The sequence below is a fragment of the Curtobacterium sp. MCBA15_016 genome (genome assembly GCF_001865105.1).
In the GTDB taxonomy this organism is placed as follows: Bacteria; Actinomycetota; Actinomycetes; order Actinomycetales; family Microbacteriaceae; genus Curtobacterium.
This window is the reverse complement of sequence record NZ_MJGR01000014.1, coordinates 1-17,511: the sequence shown is the minus strand read 5'-3', so window position 1 is coordinate 17,511 and position 17,511 is coordinate 1. Positions and strand designations below refer to the sequence as shown.

The following is a 17,511-nucleotide window of genomic DNA, read 5'->3' as shown; positions in this document are numbered from 1 at the left end:
GTCCGTCCGTGGGGGGAACGGTCGACGGACCGCACGGCCCGGTGCCGGTCCGCCGGTACGCCGCACGCCGGGGCACGACGTCGGCCACGACGCTCGTGTGGTTGCACGGGGGTGGGTTCTTCCGCGGCAGCCTCGACCTGCCGGAGGCGCACGTCGTCGCCGGGACCCTCGCCGACCGGGGGCTCGACGTCGTCACGGTCGGGTACCGCCTCGCTCCCCTGCCCGGGTTGTCCGTCGTCGGACGCCGAGGACCCCGGGGTCGACGCCGTCACCCGGTGCCGAACGACGAGGTCCGCGCCGTGCTCGAGGTCGTCCGCGGCGAGACCGACGGTCCGGTCCTCCTCGGCGGGTCGAGTGCCGGCGCGTGCCTCGCAGCAGCCGTGACCCGGACGCTGCCGGACGCCGCACGGCCGGACGGACTCGTCCTCGCGTACGGGTTCTTCCACGCCCGCACCCCGCGCGACGCGGCAGTCCTCCGATCGGTCCGCGGGCACCGACGGCTCACGCACCACCCGGCACTGCTCGACCGGGCGAACCGGAACCACGTCGGCCGCGCGGGTGACACCGCCACCGCGTTCCCCGGCGGCGAGGACCTCTCCGGCTTCCCCCGCACGCTCATGGTGGACGCCGAGCACGACACGATGCGGGCCTCGGGCGACCGGTTCGCCGACGAGCTGCGCGGCGCCGGGGTCGCGGTCGAACGGCACGTGCTCCCGGCAGCGCGCCACGCCTTCCTCAACCGGCCGGGGTCGCCGGACTCGGACCGGGCGCTCGACCTCGTCACCGCCTGGGCGGCGCGCTCGTCCGGCGCCTGAGCGGCGCGGGCGGGCACGCGGCGGAGCCGGCCGTGCGACGGACGGGAGGCGCGGTGCCGGCCCGCACCGTGCCTCCCGTCCGTCGATCCGTACCGTCCACAGCCCCGCGACCGCGCGTGGCTGCGCGCCGCGTCAGCGTGCGGGCAGGTCGCGCTCCGGGTGCCCGACGTAGAGCTGCTGCGGGCGCCCGATCTTGTTCAGCGGGTCGTTGTTGAGCTCGCGCCACTGCGCGATCCACCCGGGCAGACGCCCGATGGCGAACAGGACCGTGAACATCCGCGGCGGGAAGCCCATCGCCTTGTAGATGATGCCCGTGTAGAAGTCGACGTTCGGGTAGAGCTTCCGACTGACGAAGTACTCGTCCTCGAGCGCGATGCCCTCGAGCTCCATGGCGATGTCGAGCAGGTCGTCCTGCACGCCCAGCGCCTCGAGCACCTCGTGCGCGGACTCCTTCACGAGCTTCGCCCGCGGGTCGTAGTTCTTGTAGACGCGGTGCCCGAAGCCCATGAGCTTCACGCCGCGCTCCTTGTTCTTCACCCGCTCGACGAAGCGCGTCACCGGCTCGCCCGAGTCCTTGATCTGCTGGAGCATCTCGAGCACGGCCTCGTTCGCACCACCGTGCAGCGGACCGTACAGCGCGTTGATGCCGGCGGAGATCGACGCGAACATGTTCGCCTTCGTCGACCCGACCATCCGGACCGTGGCGGTGGAGGCGTTCTGCTCGTGGTCCTCGTGCAGGATCAGGAGCCGCTCGAGCGCCTTCGACAGCACCGGGTTCGGCTGGTAGGTCTCGGCCATCGTGCCGAAGTTCAGACGCAGGAAGTTGTCGACGAAGGACAGCGAGTTGTCCGGGTAGAGGAACGCCTGCCCGATGGACTTCTTGTGCGCGTACGCGGCGATCACCGGCAGCTTCGCGAGGAGCCGGACGGTCTGGAGCTCGACCTTCTCGGGGTCGTCGACGTCCATGTCGTCCTCGTAGTAGGTCGACAGGGCGCTGACGGCGCTGGAGAGGACGGACATCGGGTGCGCCGAGTGCGGCAGGGCGTCGAACAGACGACGGAGGTCCTCGTGCAGCAGCGTGTGGCGGCGGATCCGGGCGTCGAACGACTCGAGCTCGGCGGGCGTCGGCAGCTCGCCGTAGATGAGGAGCCAGGCGACCTCGAGGAAGGTCAGGTTCGACGCGACCTGGTCGATCGGGTAGCCGCGGTACCGCAGGATGCCCTGGTCGCCGTCGATGTAGGTGATGGCGCTCTTCGTCGACCCGGTGTTCACGAACCCGTAGTCGAGCGTGTTCATCCCGGTCTGCTTCTTGAACGTCGAGATGTCGATGGTGGACGCACCGTCGACGCTCGGCAGGATCGGGAACTCCGCCGTGCCGCCCGGGTACGTCAGCGTCGCGGTCGCCGCGGTCTGCTCGGCGGCGGGACTCACGGGGACGGGCGTGGTGGGCGGTGTGGCCGTCTTCTGAGCGTCATTGGCAGTGTCAGTCACGGTGACAGCCTAATCGCGCCCACTGTCGGTCGTGCACACATCGAGCCTCAGGACTTGGTGGGAACCACGGATTGCGCCGAGCGCGGAAGGCTCAGGCGGATGCCAGACGCCGCCCGCTCGCCAGTCGCTGCGCGGCTGCGGCGATGCGCTCGTCGGTCGCGGTGAGCGCCACACGCACGTGCTCGACACCCGCTGCGCCGTAGAAGGTCCCCGGCGCGACGAGGATCCCGCGCTCGGCCAGCCAGGCGACGGTGTCGAGCGCGGGCTCGCCGCGGGTGGCCCAGAGGTAGAGGCCCGCCTCGCTGTGGTCGACCCGGAAGCCGGCGCCTTCGAGTGCCCGTCGGAGCATGTTCCGTCGGGCGCGGTACAGCGCCTTCTGCGCCTGCACGTGGGACTCGTCGGCGAGGGCGACGATCATCGCTTCCTGCACCGGGAGCGGCGGCATCATGCCCGTGTGCTTGCGGACCGCGAGCACCTCGGCGAGGACCTGCGCGTCACCGGCGACGAAGGCCGCCCGGTAGCCGGCGAGGTTCGACTGCTTCGAGAGCGAGTACACGCTGAGCACCCCGTCCACCGAGTCACCAACGACCCGGGGGTCGAGGATCGTCGGAGTCGGTGCGGTGTCGTACGGCGGTTCCCACCCGAGTTCGGCGTAGCACTCGTCGCCGACGATGACGGCGCCGAGCTCCCGCACCCGCTCGACCGCGGCGCGCAGCTCGTCGATCGACAGGACGCGGCCGTCGGGGTTGCCCGGGGAGTTCAGCCAGACGAGCTTCGTGGTGGACGGCCAGGCGGCCGGGTCGTCCGACGCGAGGGCGTCGGCGCCGACCAGGGCCGCACCGAGCTCGTACGTCGGGTACGCCGCGGCCGGGAACACCACCGTGTCGCCGCGGCCGATGCCGAGCCAGAGCGCGAGCCCGGCGATGAACTCCTTCGACCCGATGGTCGGGAGCACCTGGTCCGGCGTGAGGGTCACGCCCTGGCGCCGGCCGTACCAGTCCGCGATCGCCTCACGCAGGGCCGGGGTGCCGGCGACCTGCGGGTAGGCGTGCGCGTCGGTCGCCTCGGCCAGCGCCGTGCGGACGACGGCGGGCGTCGGGTCGACCGGCGAGCCGACGCTGAGGTCGACGATGCCGCCCTCGACCGCCGCGGCCTGCTGCTTGAACGGGACGAGCTGGTCCCAGGGGAAGTCGGGGAGGTCGAGCGCCACGGGTCGGATCCGGCTCAGCCGCGGGGCGGTTCGGCCATGACGACCGGGTGGTCCTTGTGGATCACACCGACCTTCGCGGCACCGCCGGGGGAACCGACCTCTTCGAAGAACTCGACGTTGGCCTTGTAGTAGTCGGCCCACTCGTCGGGGAGGTCGTCCTCGTAGTAGATCGCCTCGACCGGGCACACCGGCTCGCACGCACCGCAGTCGACGCACTCGTCGGGGTGGATGTACAGCGACCGGTCACCCTCGTAGATGCAGTCGACCGGGCATTCGTCGATGCAGGCGCGGTCCTTGACGTCGACACAGGGCTGGGCGATCACGTACGTCACGGTTGGGGTGCTCCCTTCGGACTGAGCAGATCGAGTCTACCCGCGCGACCCGGCCGCACCTGACCGCCCGGCGGACGGACCGTCAGGCCCGGTCGGCCGTCCCCGACCGCCCGGCGGCCGACGCCCGGATGCCGGACAGGTCGGGCCACGCGAGCACGAGCGCCGTGACGGCTGCCGGCCCGAACGTCCACACGTAGCCCGCGACGTTGGCGAGCACGAGCGGGGAGCTCTGCCCGCCCACCGACGACAGCACCTGCGTCGCGGCGATGATCCCGATGCCGACCGCGGCGACCATCGCCCGCGACCGGTACAGCAGCCGGATGCCGACCGTGAGCCCGATCACGATCAGCGAGGTGAGCACGATGCCGACCGGGAAGCCTCCGAGGGTCTGCTGGTGCGTCACCGTGCCGAGTCCCCCGGCGACGAGTCCGAGCACGAGGGCGACCACGACGGCGGTGACCTTCCCCTGCCGCGAGAACTCGGCGAACGTCTGCGGCGCCTGCGGGACCCGGTCGGCGTCGTGACGGAACGCCTCGACCGCCGGCGCCTGGTGCCGGGCACCGTGCGGCATCACCCACGACAGCGCGGTCGGGTCACGGGGATCGACCGGGTCGACCGTCACCTGGGACCGGTACTGCTCGACGGCCGCCCGGACCTTCGCCCGCACCGGCACGACGTCGACGGTCACGTCGGCCTGCCCGGAGTCGGGGTCCACGATCATCGAGAACGGGAGTTCCTCGGCACGGGCGGCGTACCGCGCGGCGTGGTGGACCCGCACGTGGTCGGGGTGGCCGTAGCCGCCGTCGTCGGCGTAGCTCACCACCGCGTCCGCGCCGGTGGACCGGATCGCGGCGCGGATGTCGTCGACGACCTCGCCGAGGTCCGCCGCGGTCAGCGAGTCCGCCGGGGCGTCCCCGGCGGCGACGGCGCGTCCGTCGGGGCCCCACTGCATGCCGGAGTCGGTGTAGCGGCGCTCGGGCAGGTCCGTCGGACGCGCACCCGACCCGCCGAGCCAGAGGTGCGCCGGACCGCCGAGTGCGGCGAGGGCGGCGGCGATCTCGGTCTCGCGGTGCGCGGCGACCCGCGGACCGTCGCCGAAGAGCGGCGCGAGCTCGGGCGTCAGCATCTCGCCGCGCTCGCCACGGGTGGCGGTGAGCACGGTCACCTCGGCGCCGAGCTCGAGCAGGGTGGCGATCGTCCCGCCCGACGAGAGCGTCTCGTCGTCGGGGTGGGCGTGCACGAACAGGACGCGCTCGGGGCGGGTTGCGGGGGCCTTCGACATCGGGTCCAAGCGTACCCAGCGGTGGCTAGCGGGGCGTCACGATGTAGGTCGCCGTCACGCCGTCGCTGCCGTCGGAGAAGGTCAAGACCACCCGGTAGCCGTCGCTCCGGAACATCCCGAAGGCGCTGGACGAGTCCGCCCGCTTCGCCGACTCGGTGAACCCGGCGTCGGTGAGCTGCTGCGCGGCGGCCTCGAAGTCGTCGACCGAGGCGGCACGGACCTGTGCCACCCACCCGGATCCGTTCGGGCCGCTCCCGCCGCCGAGCACCGTGCCGTCGACGAGCGGGACGTCCTTCGTCGGGAAGCCGTCGGGGACCTTGCCGTCCGAGGTCACGTTCGCGCCCTTGAGCGCGGTGTCGAGTGCGCCGTCGATGCCGCCGGCGACCGAGGCCATGCCGTCCTGGACGGCCTTGCCGTCGATGCCCTGCACGCCCTCGGCGACGCTCGACGCGACCGACGAGCCGAGGTCGGTGGCCTGCTTCACGGCGTCGGACGAGCAGCCGGCCAGTCCGGCGAGGGCGATGCCGGCGGCGACGGCGGCGATCAGGGTGCGGGTCGGGGTGCGCATGCCCAGCACCCTAGGGGGCGAGACGGGAGGCGCGGCGTGAGTCCCCTGGGAACGTCACGTGCGTGGCGGGGTCGCGCCGCGCCTCCTGGCTCGGTCCCGCGGGACCGCCCGCGTCAGGCGACGTACGCGCGCGTCGCCGCGACGAGGGCGTCGACGCCCACCGGGATCGCCGTCTCGGCCTGCGGCGCGTAGAAGGGCGAGTGGTTGCTCGGGATGTCCTCGCCGCGACGGAACAGCTCCGGGTCGGTGATGCCGGTGAACCAGTAGACGAGCGGCGCTCCGGCTGCGGTGGCGAGCTGGCCGACGTCCTCGGACGCCATCGCCAGGCCGATCTCGAGGTCGCGGGCTCCGGGGACCTCGGCGCGGATCGCGTCGAGCACGGTCTGGGCGGCCTCGGCGTCGTTCACGGTGACCTCGGCACCCGGCGACCGAACGATCGTCGGCTCGGGAAGCCCACCGGCCTCGCTCTCGGCGCGGACGATGCGCTCGATCGAGGCGATGATCCGCTCGCGGGTCTCCTCGTTGCGGGCCCGCGTGGAGATCTCGATGACGGCCTGGTCGGGGATGATGTTCGCGCGGGTGCCGGCGTGGAAGCTCCCGACCGTGACGACCCCGGCGTCGCTCGGCGAGACCTCGCGCGAGACCACGGTCTGCAGGCGCACGACGGCCGACGCGGCGGTGACGATCGGGTCGAGCGAGGCCTGCGGGGCGGAACCGTGCGCGCCGCGGCCGTTGAACGTGACCGTCAGCCGGTCGCTCGACGCCATCACGGGGCCGCTGCCGACCGCGACGATGCCGACCGGCGCCGGCGCGGAGTGCTGCCCGAGGACGACGTCGGGCGTCGGGAAGCGCTCGACGAGCCCGTCCTCGACCATCGCCCGGGCACCGGAGATGACCTCTTCCGCCGGCTGGAAGACACCGACGACCGTGCCGTGCCAGTCACCCGTGGTGGCGGCGAGGCGCTCGAGGGTCCCGAGCAGCCACGTCACGTGGATGTCGTGGCCGCAGGCGTGCATCGTCGGGACGTCGTTGCCGTCCTCGTCGGTGCCGTGGTGCTCGCTGGCGTAGGGCAGGCCGGTGCGCTCCTGGACCGGCAGCCCGTCCATGTCGGCGCGGAGCCAGACGACGGGCCCCTCGCCGTTCGACAGGACGCCCACGACACCGGTGCCGCCGACGCCCGTGGTGACCTCGATCCCGCCGATCTCCGCGAGCCGGTCGGCGACGATGCCCGCCGTGCGGTGCTCCTGGAAGCCGAGCTCGGGGTGGGCGTGGAGGTCCTGGTACAGCGAGAGGAGGTCGAGAGTCACGCGCACCACGGTACATCCGACGACGGCCCGGCCACCTCGAACGAGGTGACCGGGCCGTCGGAGGGAGGCCGTGCCTCCTGGATGACTGCTTACGCGTCTTGACGCTTCAGGCGGGCGTACGCACGCTGGCGGGCCTGCGCGTCGAGCTCGACCTTGCGGATGCGCACGGCGTCGGGGGTGACCTCGACGCACTCGTCCTCACGCGCGAACTCGAGGCACTCCTCGAGCGACAGCTGGCGCGACGGCGTCATCGACTCGAAGGTGTCAGCGTTCGCCGAACGCATGTTCGTGAGCTTCTTCTCCTTCGTGATGTTGACGTCCATGTCGTCGGCGCGCGAGTTCTCGCCGATGACCATGCCCTCGTAGACCTCTTCGGTGGGGTTGACGAAGAACGTCATCCGCTCCTGGAGGTTCGTGATGGCGAACGGCGTGACGACACCGGAGCGGTCGGACACGATCGACCCGTTGATGCGGGTCTGGATCGGGCCGGCCCACTCGTCGTAGCCGTGTGAGATCGCGTTGGCGATGCCGGTGCCGCGGGTCTCGGTGAGGAACGACGTGCGGAAGCCGATCAGGCCGCGCGACGGGACGATGAACTCCATGCGCACCCAGCCGGTGCCGTGGTTCGTCATGTTCTCCATGCGGCCCTTGCGAGCGGCCATGAGCTGCGTGATCGCGCCGAGGTACTCCTCCGGCGTGTCGATCGTCATGTGCTCGTAGGGCTCCTGGAGCTTGCCGTTCTCGTCACGCTTGGTGACGACCTGCGGCTTGCCGACCGTGAGCTCGAAGCCCTCGCGACGCATCTGCTCGACGAGGATGGCCAGCGCGAGCTCGCCGCGGCCCTGGACCTCCCACGCGTCGGGGCGACCGATGTCGAGGACCTTGAGCGAGACGTTGCCGATGAGCTCGCGGTCGAGGCGCTCCTTGACCATGCGGGCGGTGAGCTTGTGGCCCTTGACCTTGCCGACGAGCGGGCTGGTGTTCGTGCCGATCGTCATCGAGATCGCCGGGTCGTCGACCGTGATGGTCGGCAGCGGACGGACGTCCTCGGGGTCGGTCAGGGTCTCACCGATGGTGATCGTGTCGAAGCCGGCGACGGCGACGATGTCACCGGGGCCCGCCGACTCGGCCGGGTAGCGCTCGAGCGCCTTGGTGACGAGCAGCTCGGTGATGCGGGCGTTGACGACGCTGCCGTCGTGCTTGACCCACGCGACCGTCTGGCCCTTCTTCATGGTGCCGTGGAAGATGCGCAGGAGCGCGAGGCGACCGAGGAACGGCGACGCGTCGAGGTTCGTGACGTGCGCCTGCAGCGGGTGCTCGTCGTCGTACTTCGGGGCGGGGACGTGCTGGAGGATCGCCTCGAACAGGGGCTCGAGGTCGTCGTTGTCCGGCAGCGAACCGTCGGCCGGCTTGTTGCGGCTGGCGGCACCCGCACGACCCGAGGCGTAGACCACGGGGACGTCGAGGATCGCGTCGAGGTCGAGGTCGTCGACCTCGTCCGACAGGTCGGAGGCGAGCCCGAGCAGGAGGTCCTGCGACTCGGACACGACCTCGTCGATGCGGGAGTCCGGGCGGTCCGTCTTGTTGACGAGCAGGATCACCGGGAGCTTCGCGGCGAGCGCCTTGCGGAGCACGAAGCGGGTCTGGGGCAGCGGACCCTCTGATGCGTCGACGAGGAGCACGACGCCGTCGACCATGGAGAGGCCGCGCTCGACCTCACCACCGAAGTCGGCGTGACCCGGGGTGTCGATGACGTTGATCGTGATGGGGCCGTCCGCGCCGAACTCGGTCGCGTGCTTGCCGTTGTAGAGCACCGACGTGTTCTTCGCGAGGATCGTGATGCCCTTCTCGCGCTCGAGGTCGTTCGAGTCCATCATGCGGTCTTCGCCCTCGAAGTGGGCGTCGAACGAGTTGGTCTGCGTGAGCATCGCGTCGACGAGGGTGGTCTTGCCGTGGTCGACGTGTGCCACGATGGCGACGTTGCGCAGGTCGGACCGGGTGGCGAGCGCCATACAGGACATCCTTTGGTGTTCGGAAGAAGATCGGGCGGCCGACTGTGGCGCTCGCGCCGCGGTGGCACTGCCCGGAGGTGGGCAGAACGCCCGACACGCCAGTCTACCGGTAGTTCGCAACCGAGAGGAGTACCCCCGATGAGCCGTCGGCGAACGTGGATCGAGATCACGATCGTGCTGATGCTCTCGCTCGGCGGCAGCGCGCTGTACTCGGTGCTGCAGATCATCGACGACCTGTCGCAGACGACGCCGCTCGGGCAGCAGTCCACGGCGCTCAACACCTCGACCACGACCGTGCAGTACGTCGACCTCGCCCGGCAGCTCGTGGGCATCGCGGTCGACCTCGCGCCGGTCGCGCTCGTCTGCTTCCTGCTCTGGAGCACCACCCGCCCGCACCTCGGTCGACTCGGCATCGACCGGTTCCGCGTGCGGCCCGACCTCGGTGGCGCGGCGCTCATCGCCCTCGGCATCGGGATCCCCGGGCTCGCGCTGTACTTCACCGGGCGGGCGCTCGGGTTCACCGTGAACGTGAACCCGGCGGCGCTCGACTCGTACTGGTGGACGATCCCCGTGCTGCTGCTCTCGGCGATCCGCTCCGGGCTGCAGGAGGAGGTGATCGTCGTCGGGTACCTCTACGAACGGCTGGGCGGCCTCGGGTGGGGGCGCTGGCAGGTCATCCTGTCCACCGCGGTCCTGCGCGGGAGCTACCACCTCTACCAGGGGTTCGGCGCGTTCGTCGGGAACGCCGTGATGGGCATCGTGTTCGGCTGGATCTACACGAGGTGGGGCCGGCTCCTCCCCCTCGTCATCACGCACTGCCTGCTCGACGCCGCGGTGTTCGTCGGGTACCCGTGGGTCGCGCACGCGTTCCCGCAGCTCTTCCGCTGACGCTCGTCGCCCGCGGCACGGCCGGCGACCGGCCCGGGCGCCCGCCGCGCCGACCGCGCGGCATCCCCCCGTTCGGGCGTCGGCGATGCGGCGGACCCGTCCGACCCCGGCCCGGCGGACCCACAGCGAACCCACAGCGCGGCGCCGCACCGGACCGTGGTCCCGCACCTACCGTGGCCGCATGAGCATCCCCGAGGTCGGCGATCCCGCACCCGGATTCACCCTGCCCGGCATGATCGTGCGCGACGGCACCCGCACCGACGACGAGTACGCGCTGTCCGCCGAGATCGGCCGGACGCTCGTGCTCGCCTTCTACCCGGGCGACGCCACCCCGGTCTGCACGGCACAGCTCTGCAGCTACCAAGAGGAACTCGACGACTTCGGCGACCTCGGCGCCGTGGTGTGGGGCGTCAGCCCGCAGGCGCTCGACTCGCACGAGGCGTTCGCCCGCGGGTCCTCGCTCACCTTCCCCCTGCTGAGCGACACCGCGGGGGACGTCATCCGCGCGTACGGCGTGCAGGCACCGGGGATCGGGCTCCGGCGGTCCGTGTTCGTGATCGGTCCGGACGGCGTGGTGCGCTGGCGGCACGTGGGGCTCGTCGGGCTCCGGTTCCCCAAGGCGGATGCGATCCGGGCGCAGATCGAGCTCCTCGTGGCGTGACACGGCGTGTCGGTCCCCCGAAGATGCGACGGTCTGGGGTATTGACACCCGAACGGGGGCCGAGGACGATTGACGCCACGAGAAGTCCACACAGGATCTGCCTCCCCGGGGAATCGGGTCGTCCGGAGATACGCGCTGGTGTGTCACACCCGCTCCCCGGGCGTTCCCGGGGAGGCATCTCGTAACCTCTTGGCTCCCCGGGCGTTGCGTGTCACCAAGGGTCGGCAGCCCGTAACCTCTTCGGCGTGACCACGATCCTCGCCCCCGGCATGCGTCTGCTCGCCGTCGTCCTGTGGGTCGCGGCCGCCGCGCTCGTCCCCCTCGCCCTCCTGAGCGGCGGCACCGCCTGGCTCGCCCCGGTCCCGAGCATCTGCATCGCCTTCATCGCGTGGGCGGTCCTCTGGCGCCCGCGCTTCGAGCTGACCGACGAGCACCTCCGCATCGTCGACGTCCGCCGCACCAGCACCTACACCTGGCGCCGCGTCACCGAGGTCCGCACCAAGTACGGGATCGAGATCGTCACGAGCGAGGGCATCCGCCGCACGTGGCTCGCCACCCGCAGGTCGGCCCGGCTCGCCGCCGTGGTCGACGGTCGTCCAGGAGGCGCGGATCGCCTCGACGTCGACGCTGCGGCCGAGCGCATCCGGGCGTTCGTGCCCGAGCCGCCCGCGCAGGACGGCCCGCCTCCGGCGACCGTGACGGCTGCGCCGATCACGCACCGCGTGCACGGGTGGACGATCCTCGCGATCGTGGTGCTCGCGTTCGTCGCGACCCTGGCGGCCGCGCAGCTCTGACCGCCGCGATCCCTCCGACGAAGAACGACATCCCCGACGTCGTGCGACGTCGGGGATGTCGTTTCCGTTCTCCAGCGGTGCGGACTACTTCTTGTAGCCCACGTCCTGCCACTTCACGGAGGACTGCTGGAACTGCGCCGGACCGTAGTTCACGAGGTCCTTGCGCACGCCCCAGGCGTAGGGCTCCGGGAACAGCGGGATCGTGCCCGCGACCTTGACGATCTTCTTGTCGATCGCGTCCGCGTCCTCGATGCGCTTGTCGGCGTCGAGTTCGGCGTTCGCCTTGTCCCAGGCAGCACCGAGCGAGTCGTCGGTCACGCCGGTGTAGTTCTGCCCCGCGTCGGCCGGGTAGTAGATCGACTTCAGCGACGACACCGGGAACGGCGTGCCCTGCCAGGCGAAGTACGTGGCGTCGAAGTCACGGCCGTCGGTGGTGACGTACTTCGTGAAGAAGTCGTCGGTCGGGACGGTGTCGATGGTCACCTTGAAGCCGGCGAGCTTCGTCTGCTGCTGCACGAGCTGCGCGACGTTCGCCGAGTTCTGGTTGTCCGACGGGATGACGAAGCGGACGTCGAGCGTCTTGCCGCCCTTGGTCGCGTAGCCGTCCGAGCCGATCGTGTAGCCGGCGTCCTCGAGCTTCTTCTTCGCCTTGTCGGTGCTGTAGCCGTAGACCGAGGACACGTTGTCCTGGTAGCCCTTCTGGCCGGGCAGGTAGACGAGGTTGTTGAGGACCTGCACCGGGCTCTTCACCGGCGAGAGGATCGCCTGCGCGACGACCTGGCGGTTGATCGCCTGGGCGAACGCCTGGCGGACCTCCTGGTCCTTGAAGACGTCCGACGTGCCGTTCAGGGTGATCTGACGCTGGGTCGTGCCGAGCGAGCGCTCGATCTTCGAGTCCGAGCGGCTGTTCGCGGTCTTGAAGTTGTCCGCGCTGCCGTTCAGGTTGAAGGCGTCGAACTCCTTGTTCGCGTAGGCCTGGGCGACACCGTCGCGGGACACGGTCTTGAAGACGATCGTGTCGAGCTTCGGCGCGTCACCCCACCACTTCGAGTTCTTCTCGAAGGTCACGACGCCGCCGTTGGCGTCGAAGGTCTTGAGGATGTACGGGCCGGCGGAGACGTACGTCTTGCCGTCCGCGGCGAACGGACCCTTCGCCCACGAGTTGTTGAAGTGGTCGGGGGTGTCCACGGCCCAGTAGGGGTAGATCGCGGTGAAGACGCTCGGCCAGTCGGCGTTCGTCTTCGAGAACGTCACGATGACGTCGCGCTCGTCCGAACCCTGCGTGACGGAGTCGACGTCTTCCCAGACGTTGGTGGCGAGCGGGGCGAAGGCCTTGTTCGTGCCGTTCAGCGCCTTCCAGTTCGCCTCGACGTCCTTCTCGGTGATCGGGGTGCCGTCGGACCAGACCGCCTTGGGGTTGATCTTGATCTCGACGGTCTGGGGCGAGTCCTTCGTCAGCTCGATCGAGTCGACGTAGTCCTTGTTCGCCTCCCACTCGCCGTTGGCCTTGAACTGGATGAACCCCGGCAGGTAGGTGCCCGCGATCGTGTTGTCGTCGACCGTCCCGGAGTCGAGGTTCGACAGCTGCCAGTTCGCCGGTGCGGAGTCGATCGGCAGGGTGAGCGAGCCGCCGTCCTTGATCGTGTCGCGGTCGGCGACCGTCCAACCCGTCGACTTCAGCGACGACGTGGCGACGGCCGAGCTGCTCTGTCCGGCGGACCCGCCGCCGGAGCAGCCCGCGAGCACGAGTGCCGCGGCGGCTGCTGTGGCGAGCACGGCCGTCGTCTTGATCCTCATTCGCATGGCGAGGATTCCCTTTCGTTGTGGTTCGCGCCGGAGCGCCGGGACGCGACGGCCCCCGCCGCCACGCCTGTTGGTTGAGAACCCTAGTCACATCCGAAGGTCGCACAAGGGCTGCTGTACCGAATCGAAACATGCTCGTAACGAATGTTGCATAGCGTCAACAGGGATCACCCACCCCGGCTCGGAAGCGGCTAGCCTGTCGCCACCGAACAATGCCGTCCGGACGGACGGCCGCACCCCACTGAGGTCCCAGTACATGCTTGCTTTCCTCGCGAAGCGGATCGTCAACTACGTGATCCTGACGATCGTCGCGACGACGCTCGGCTACATCCTCGCCAGCGCGACGCTCAACCCGACGTCCCGGTACCTCGGCAAGAACCCGCCGGTCCCGCAGAGTTCGATCGACGCCGCGCTCCAGAAGCTCGGCGCCGACCCGAACACCCCGCTCCTGGTCCGCACGTGGAACTGGTGGGTGAACCTGGTCACGCACGGCTCGCTCGGCATCAGCGCCCGCGGCACCGAGGTCACGGCCGACATCGTCGCCCGCTCCGGCACGAGCCTGCGGCTGCTGGTGATCGGCACCCTGCTCGGTGCGATCCTCGGTGTCCTGCTCGGCGTCTGGAACGCCGTCAAGCAGTACAAGACGTCCGACCAGGTGTCGACCTACCTGTCGTTCGCGGTGCTCGCGACGCCGCCCTTCGTCATCGCGGTGGTGCTGATGATCCTGGCGACGACCCTCAACGGGGCGGTCGGGACGCAGCTGATCTCGTTCACCGGTGAGTACACCCCGGGGGTGTCCGGGTTCTTCCCGGTGCTCGGCGACCGGCTGGTGCACCTGCTCTTACCGACGATCTCGCTGACGGTCGGCGCCGTCGCCTCGTACTCGCGCTACCAGCGCTCGGCGATGCTCGACGTGCTGTCGAACGACTTCATCCGGACGGCGCGCTCGAAGGGCCGGACGCGTGGATCGGCCATCATGCGGCACGGTGTCCGCGTCGCCCTCATCCCGATGTCGACGTTCTTCGCGTACTCGTTCGGCCTCATCCTGACCGGTGCGAGCATCACCGAACTGGTCTTCAGCTGGCACGGCATGGGCGAGTACTTCGTCCAGAGCATCAGCAACAACGACATCAACGCGGCAGCGGGCACGATCCTCTTCACGGCGATCCTCGTGCTCATCGCAGGCACCCTCGCGGACCTGCTCTACGCCGCGCTCGACCCGCGAGTGAGGGTGTGACCCGTGTCTGTTCTCGACCCCACGACCACGACCACCGCCGGCGACCCCGGTGACGGCAACGCCGGGCAGCCGGCGCACGTCGTCGAGGTGAAGGGTGGCCGCACCCCGCTCTGGCGCAAGGTGCTCGGCACCTGGCGTGCCCGCATCGGTGGCGGTGCACTCCTCCTCATCCTGCTCTGGGCCTTCGTCGGTCCGTACCTGTACCACTGGAACGCCGTCGACTCCGACGGGCTCGCCTTCGGCATGCCGCCGAGCGCCTCGCACTGGTTCGGCACGAACGACATCGGCCAGGACATCTACGCCCAGACCCTGGTGGGCCTGCAGAAGTCCCTGCTCATCGGGCTCATCGCCGGTCCCGCCGCGACCCTCATCGCGGGCATCGTCGGTGCGATCGCCGGGTACTTCGGCGGGTTCGTCGACCGGGCGCTCGTGTGGGGCATCGACCTGCTCCTGGTCATCCCGTCGTTCTACGCGCTCGTGCTCCTCAGCCCGCTGTTCAAGAACCTCAGCTGGCTCGCGCTCATCGTCGGCCTGGCGATCTTCGGGTGGATGATCATGGCCCGCGTGATCCGCGGACAGACGATGTCCCTCCGGGAGCGCGACTACGTCAAGGCCGCACGGTTCATGGGCGTCCCGTCGTTCACGATCATCCGGCGGCACATCCTGCCGAACGTGGCCTCGCTGCTCATCATCGACGCCACGCTCGGCGTCGGCGCGATGATCCTCTCCGAGAGCGCCCTGAGCTTCTTCGGCTTCGGCATCCAGGTGCCGGACGTGTCGCTCGGCACCCTGCTCGCCGCCGGCAGCCAGTCCGCGGTCACCCGACCGTGGCTGTTCGTCCTGCCGGCTGCGACGCTCGTCGCCACGGTCCTCTCCACCAGCCTGCTCGGCGACGCCCTGCGCGACGCCATCGACCCCACCTCGGGAGCCAACCGTGACTGAGCCGCTGCTCACCGTCTCCGACCTCGCCGTCACGTTCAACCCGGGCTCCAAGCCCGTGTACGCCGTGCGCGGCGTGGACTACTCCGTCAACCAGGGCGAGTTCCTCGGCATCGTCGGCGAGTCCGGATCGGGCAAGTCGGTGTCCTCGATGGCCGTGATGGGTCTGCTGCCGTCGTCGGCCAAGGTCGAGGGCAGCATCCGGTTCGACGGCCGCGAGCTGCTCGGCCTGAACGACCGCGAGATGTCGAAGCTCCGTGGCGGCGACATCGCGATGGTCTTCCAGGACCCGCTCTCCGCCCTGACGCCCGTGTACACGATCGGCCAGCAGATCGTCGAGGGGCTGCGGCTGCACGACCGGAACCTCACCGCGCACGCCGCCCGGGCCCGTGCCGAGGAACTCCTGCGCGTCGTCGGCATCCCGAACCCCTCGCGGCGGCTCGACGCCTTCCCGCACGAGTTCTCCGGCGGCATGCGGCAGCGCGCCATGATCGCGATCGCCATCGCCAACGACCCGAAGCTGATCATCGCCGACGAGCCGACCACGGCGCTCGACGTGACGATCCAGGCACAGATCCTCGACGTGCTGCAGACCGCCAAGGACATGACCGGTGCCGCCGTCGTCCTCATCACGCACGACCTCGGTGTCGTCGCGGGCAACGCGGACCGGGTCGCCGTGATGTACGCCGGCCGGATCGTCGAGACGGCACCGGTCGAACCCCTCTTCCGCGAGCCGGTCATGCCGTACACGATCGGTCTGCTCCGCTCGATGCCGAACATGGCCTCGGCACGCTCGGAGCGCCTCGTCCCGCTCGACGGCCGTCCGCCGCTGCTCACCCAGAAGCCGACCGGCTGCCCGTTCGCCGACCGCTGCCCCGCCGTCCTCGACGCCTGCCGTGAGGGCGAACCGGCCCTGATCGCCCCGTCGGTGGCACCGAGCGACGACAACCCGGTCCTGACCGGTGCGACGCCGACCATCACGAACGGCGCCTTCGACGATGAGCACACCGCGGCGTGCATCCGCCGCGACGAGATCGCCGCCGGCACGCTCGCCCGCTCCGAGATCTTCCCGCGCCCGGAGGACGTCCCCGAGTCCGAGATCGACCACGGCGACGACGTGGTCCTGCAGCTCGACGACGTCGTGAAGACCTTCCCGCTGACGAAGGGCGCCCTGTTCCGCCGGCGCATCGGCGAGGTGCACGCGGTCGACGGGATCTCGCTCACGCTGAAGCGCGGACAGGTCCTCGGGCTCGTCGGCGAGTCCGGCTGCGGCAAGACCACGACGATCATGGAGATCCTCGAGCTCGCCGGCGCGCAGCAGGGCACCATCAAGGTCAACGGCGTCGACACCGGCACCCTGTCGAAGTCCGACCGCCGTGCGCTCCGGAGCGACATCCAGGTCGTCTTCCAGGACCCGATGGCCTCCATCGACCCCCGACTCGACATCGGGTCCGTGATCGGCGAGCCGCTCACGGTGCAGGGCGTGCCGAAGGACGAGATCCGCCGACGCGTGCGGGACTCGCTCGAGCTCGTCGGTCTCGAGCCGAGCTACATCGACCGGTACCCCCACGAGTTCTCCGGCGGCCAGCGACAGCGCATCGGCATCGCCCGCGCGCTCATCGTCGAGCCGAAGATCCTCGTGCTCGACGAGCCGGTGTCGGCGCTGGACGTGTCCGTGCAGGCCGGCGTCATCAACCTGCTCGAGGACCTCAAGCACCGCCTGGGCCTGTCCTACCTGTTCGTCGCGCACGACCTCTCGGTCGTCCGGCACATCGCCGACGACGTCGCGGTCATGTACCTCGGCCGGATCGTCGAGTACGGCGACGGCGACCGGGTGTTCGACGACCCGCAGCACCCCTACACCAGGGCCCTGCTGTCCGCGGTCCCGGTGCCGGACCCGTTCGCCGAGGCCGCCCGCGGACGCATCCTGCTCGACGGCGACCTCCCCTCCCCCACGGAACGGATCGACGGGTGCCGGTTCCGCACGCGCTGCCCGCTGTACCAGCTCCTCGACGAGGACCGGCAGCAGCAGTGCCGTTCGGTGGACCCGCGTCTGCAGGACGTGCACGGACGCGGCGTGGCCTGCATCCAGACCGACCAGAACCACCTGCTCACCGAGCGGGTGTCGGCGACGGTGTGACCGACTGACGTTCCGTGTGACGGACGGGAGGC

15 protein-coding genes are annotated in these 17,511 nt (G+C 70.4%); 7 read left to right on the top strand and 8 right to left on the bottom strand.

Annotated elements, in window-relative coordinates; translation table 11 throughout:
* The first annotated feature begins 8 nt into the window (after positions 1–8).
* Positions 9–815, top strand: a complete 807-nt coding sequence (locus BIV03_RS05795) for an alpha/beta hydrolase (protein ID WP_071294980.1) — start codon at positions 9–11, stop codon at positions 813–815.
* A gap of 132 nt (positions 816–947) precedes the next feature.
* Here the strand turns inward: BIV03_RS05795 and BIV03_RS05790 are convergent, their stop codons facing one another.
* The 7 genes from BIV03_RS05790 to typA all read right to left on the bottom strand — a co-directional run bounded on the left by BIV03_RS05790 (position 948) and on the right by typA (position 9,017).
* The gene (locus tag BIV03_RS05790; RefSeq protein WP_083403225.1) at positions 948–2,246 is read right to left on the bottom strand and encodes a citrate synthase; all 1,299 of its coding nucleotides are present in this window, start codon (positions 2,244–2,246) and stop codon (positions 948–950) included.
* 151 nt (positions 2,247–2,397) lie between these two features.
* On the bottom strand, positions 2,398–3,516 hold the full coding sequence (gene dapC / locus BIV03_RS05785; RefSeq protein ID WP_071294979.1) for a succinyldiaminopimelate transaminase: 1,119 nt from the start codon (positions 3,514–3,516) through the stop codon (positions 2,398–2,400).
* Positions 3,517–3,530: 14 nt separating this feature from the next.
* Positions 3,531–3,848: a ferredoxin gene (gene fdxA, locus BIV03_RS05780; protein WP_058728223.1), complete on the bottom strand. Its 318-nt coding sequence runs from the start codon at positions 3,846–3,848 to the stop codon at positions 3,531–3,533.
* An 82-nt stretch (positions 3,849–3,930) separates the two neighbouring features.
* Positions 3,931–5,130: a PIG-L family deacetylase gene (locus BIV03_RS05775; RefSeq protein WP_071294978.1), complete on the bottom strand. Its 1,200-nt coding sequence runs from the start codon at positions 5,128–5,130 to the stop codon at positions 3,931–3,933.
* A gap of 25 nt (positions 5,131–5,155) precedes the next feature.
* Positions 5,156–5,698, bottom strand: coding sequence for a hypothetical protein (locus tag BIV03_RS05770; protein ID WP_071294977.1), 543 nt, complete (start codon positions 5,696–5,698; stop codon positions 5,156–5,158).
* Positions 5,699–5,811: 113 nt separating this feature from the next.
* Positions 5,812–7,005, bottom strand: a complete 1,194-nt coding sequence (locus tag BIV03_RS05765; RefSeq protein WP_071295027.1) for an amidohydrolase — start codon at positions 7,003–7,005, stop codon at positions 5,812–5,814.
* 89 nt (positions 7,006–7,094) lie between these two features.
* On the bottom strand, positions 7,095–9,017 hold the full coding sequence (gene typA / locus BIV03_RS05760; protein WP_070416707.1) for a translational GTPase TypA: 1,923 nt from the start codon (positions 9,015–9,017) through the stop codon (positions 7,095–7,097).
* A gap of 138 nt (positions 9,018–9,155) precedes the next feature.
* Here typA and BIV03_RS05755 point away from each other — a divergent pair, with 138 nt between their 5' ends.
* From BIV03_RS05755 to BIV03_RS19045, 3 genes are all read left to right on the top strand, one after another.
* Positions 9,156–9,905 carry a CPBP family intramembrane glutamic endopeptidase gene (locus BIV03_RS05755; RefSeq protein WP_071294976.1) on the top strand — a complete coding sequence of 250 codons (750 nt, stop codon included), beginning with the start codon at positions 9,156–9,158 and terminating at the stop codon, positions 9,903–9,905.
* Between the two features lie 181 nt (positions 9,906–10,086).
* Positions 10,087–10,566, top strand: coding sequence for a peroxiredoxin (locus BIV03_RS05750; RefSeq protein ID WP_070416709.1), 480 nt, complete (start codon positions 10,087–10,089; stop codon positions 10,564–10,566).
* A gap of 245 nt (positions 10,567–10,811) precedes the next feature.
* Positions 10,812–11,360: a hypothetical protein gene (locus BIV03_RS19045; RefSeq protein ID WP_071294975.1), complete on the top strand. Its 549-nt coding sequence runs from the start codon at positions 10,812–10,814 to the stop codon at positions 11,358–11,360.
* 84 nt (positions 11,361–11,444) lie between these two features.
* Here the strand turns inward: BIV03_RS19045 and BIV03_RS05740 are convergent, their stop codons facing one another.
* Entirely contained in the window at positions 11,445–13,157 is a 1,713-nt protein-coding gene (locus BIV03_RS05740; protein ID WP_070416711.1) for an ABC transporter family substrate-binding protein, read from the bottom strand.
* Between the two features lie 262 nt (positions 13,158–13,419).
* Here BIV03_RS05740 and BIV03_RS05735 point away from each other — a divergent pair, with 262 nt between their 5' ends.
* From BIV03_RS05735 to BIV03_RS05725, 3 genes are read left to right on the top strand one after another with little or no spacing between them, the layout of a single operon-like run.
* Complete coding sequence (locus BIV03_RS05735) at positions 13,420–14,400, top strand: ABC transporter permease (RefSeq protein ID WP_071294974.1); 981 nt, start codon at positions 13,420–13,422, stop codon at positions 14,398–14,400.
* Between the two features lie 3 nt (positions 14,401–14,403).
* Positions 14,404–15,342: an ABC transporter permease gene (locus BIV03_RS05730; protein WP_083295025.1), complete on the top strand. Its 939-nt coding sequence runs from the start codon at positions 14,404–14,406 to the stop codon at positions 15,340–15,342.
* Positions 15,335–17,479, top strand: a complete 2,145-nt coding sequence (locus BIV03_RS05725; RefSeq protein ID WP_083403222.1) for a dipeptide ABC transporter ATP-binding protein — start codon at positions 15,335–15,337, stop codon at positions 17,477–17,479. Before BIV03_RS05730 ends, BIV03_RS05725 begins: the two co-directional genes overlap by 8 nt.
* The last annotated feature ends 32 nt before the right edge of the window (positions 17,480–17,511 follow it).

Coding starts and splice junctions, on each gene's coding strand:
- BIV03_RS05775 (WP_071294978.1), bottom strand. CDS start 5,130: ATGTCGAAGGCCCCCGCAACCCGCCCCGAGCGCGTCCTGTTCGTGCAC.
- BIV03_RS05770 (WP_071294977.1), bottom strand. CDS start 5,698: ATGCGCACCCCGACCCGCACCCTGATCGCCGCCGTCGCCGCCGGCATC.
- typA (WP_070416707.1), bottom strand. CDS start 9,017: ATGGCGCTCGCCACCCGGTCCGACCTGCGCAACGTCGCCATCGTGGCA.
- BIV03_RS05755 (WP_071294976.1), top strand. CDS start 9,156: ATGAGCCGTCGGCGAACGTGGATCGAGATCACGATCGTGCTGATGCTC.
- BIV03_RS05750 (WP_070416709.1), top strand. CDS start 10,087: ATGAGCATCCCCGAGGTCGGCGATCCCGCACCCGGATTCACCCTGCCC.
- BIV03_RS05740 (WP_070416711.1), bottom strand. CDS start 13,157: ATGAGGATCAAGACGACGGCCGTGCTCGCCACAGCAGCCGCCGCGGCA.
- BIV03_RS05735 (WP_071294974.1), top strand. CDS start 13,420: ATGCTTGCTTTCCTCGCGAAGCGGATCGTCAACTACGTGATCCTGACG.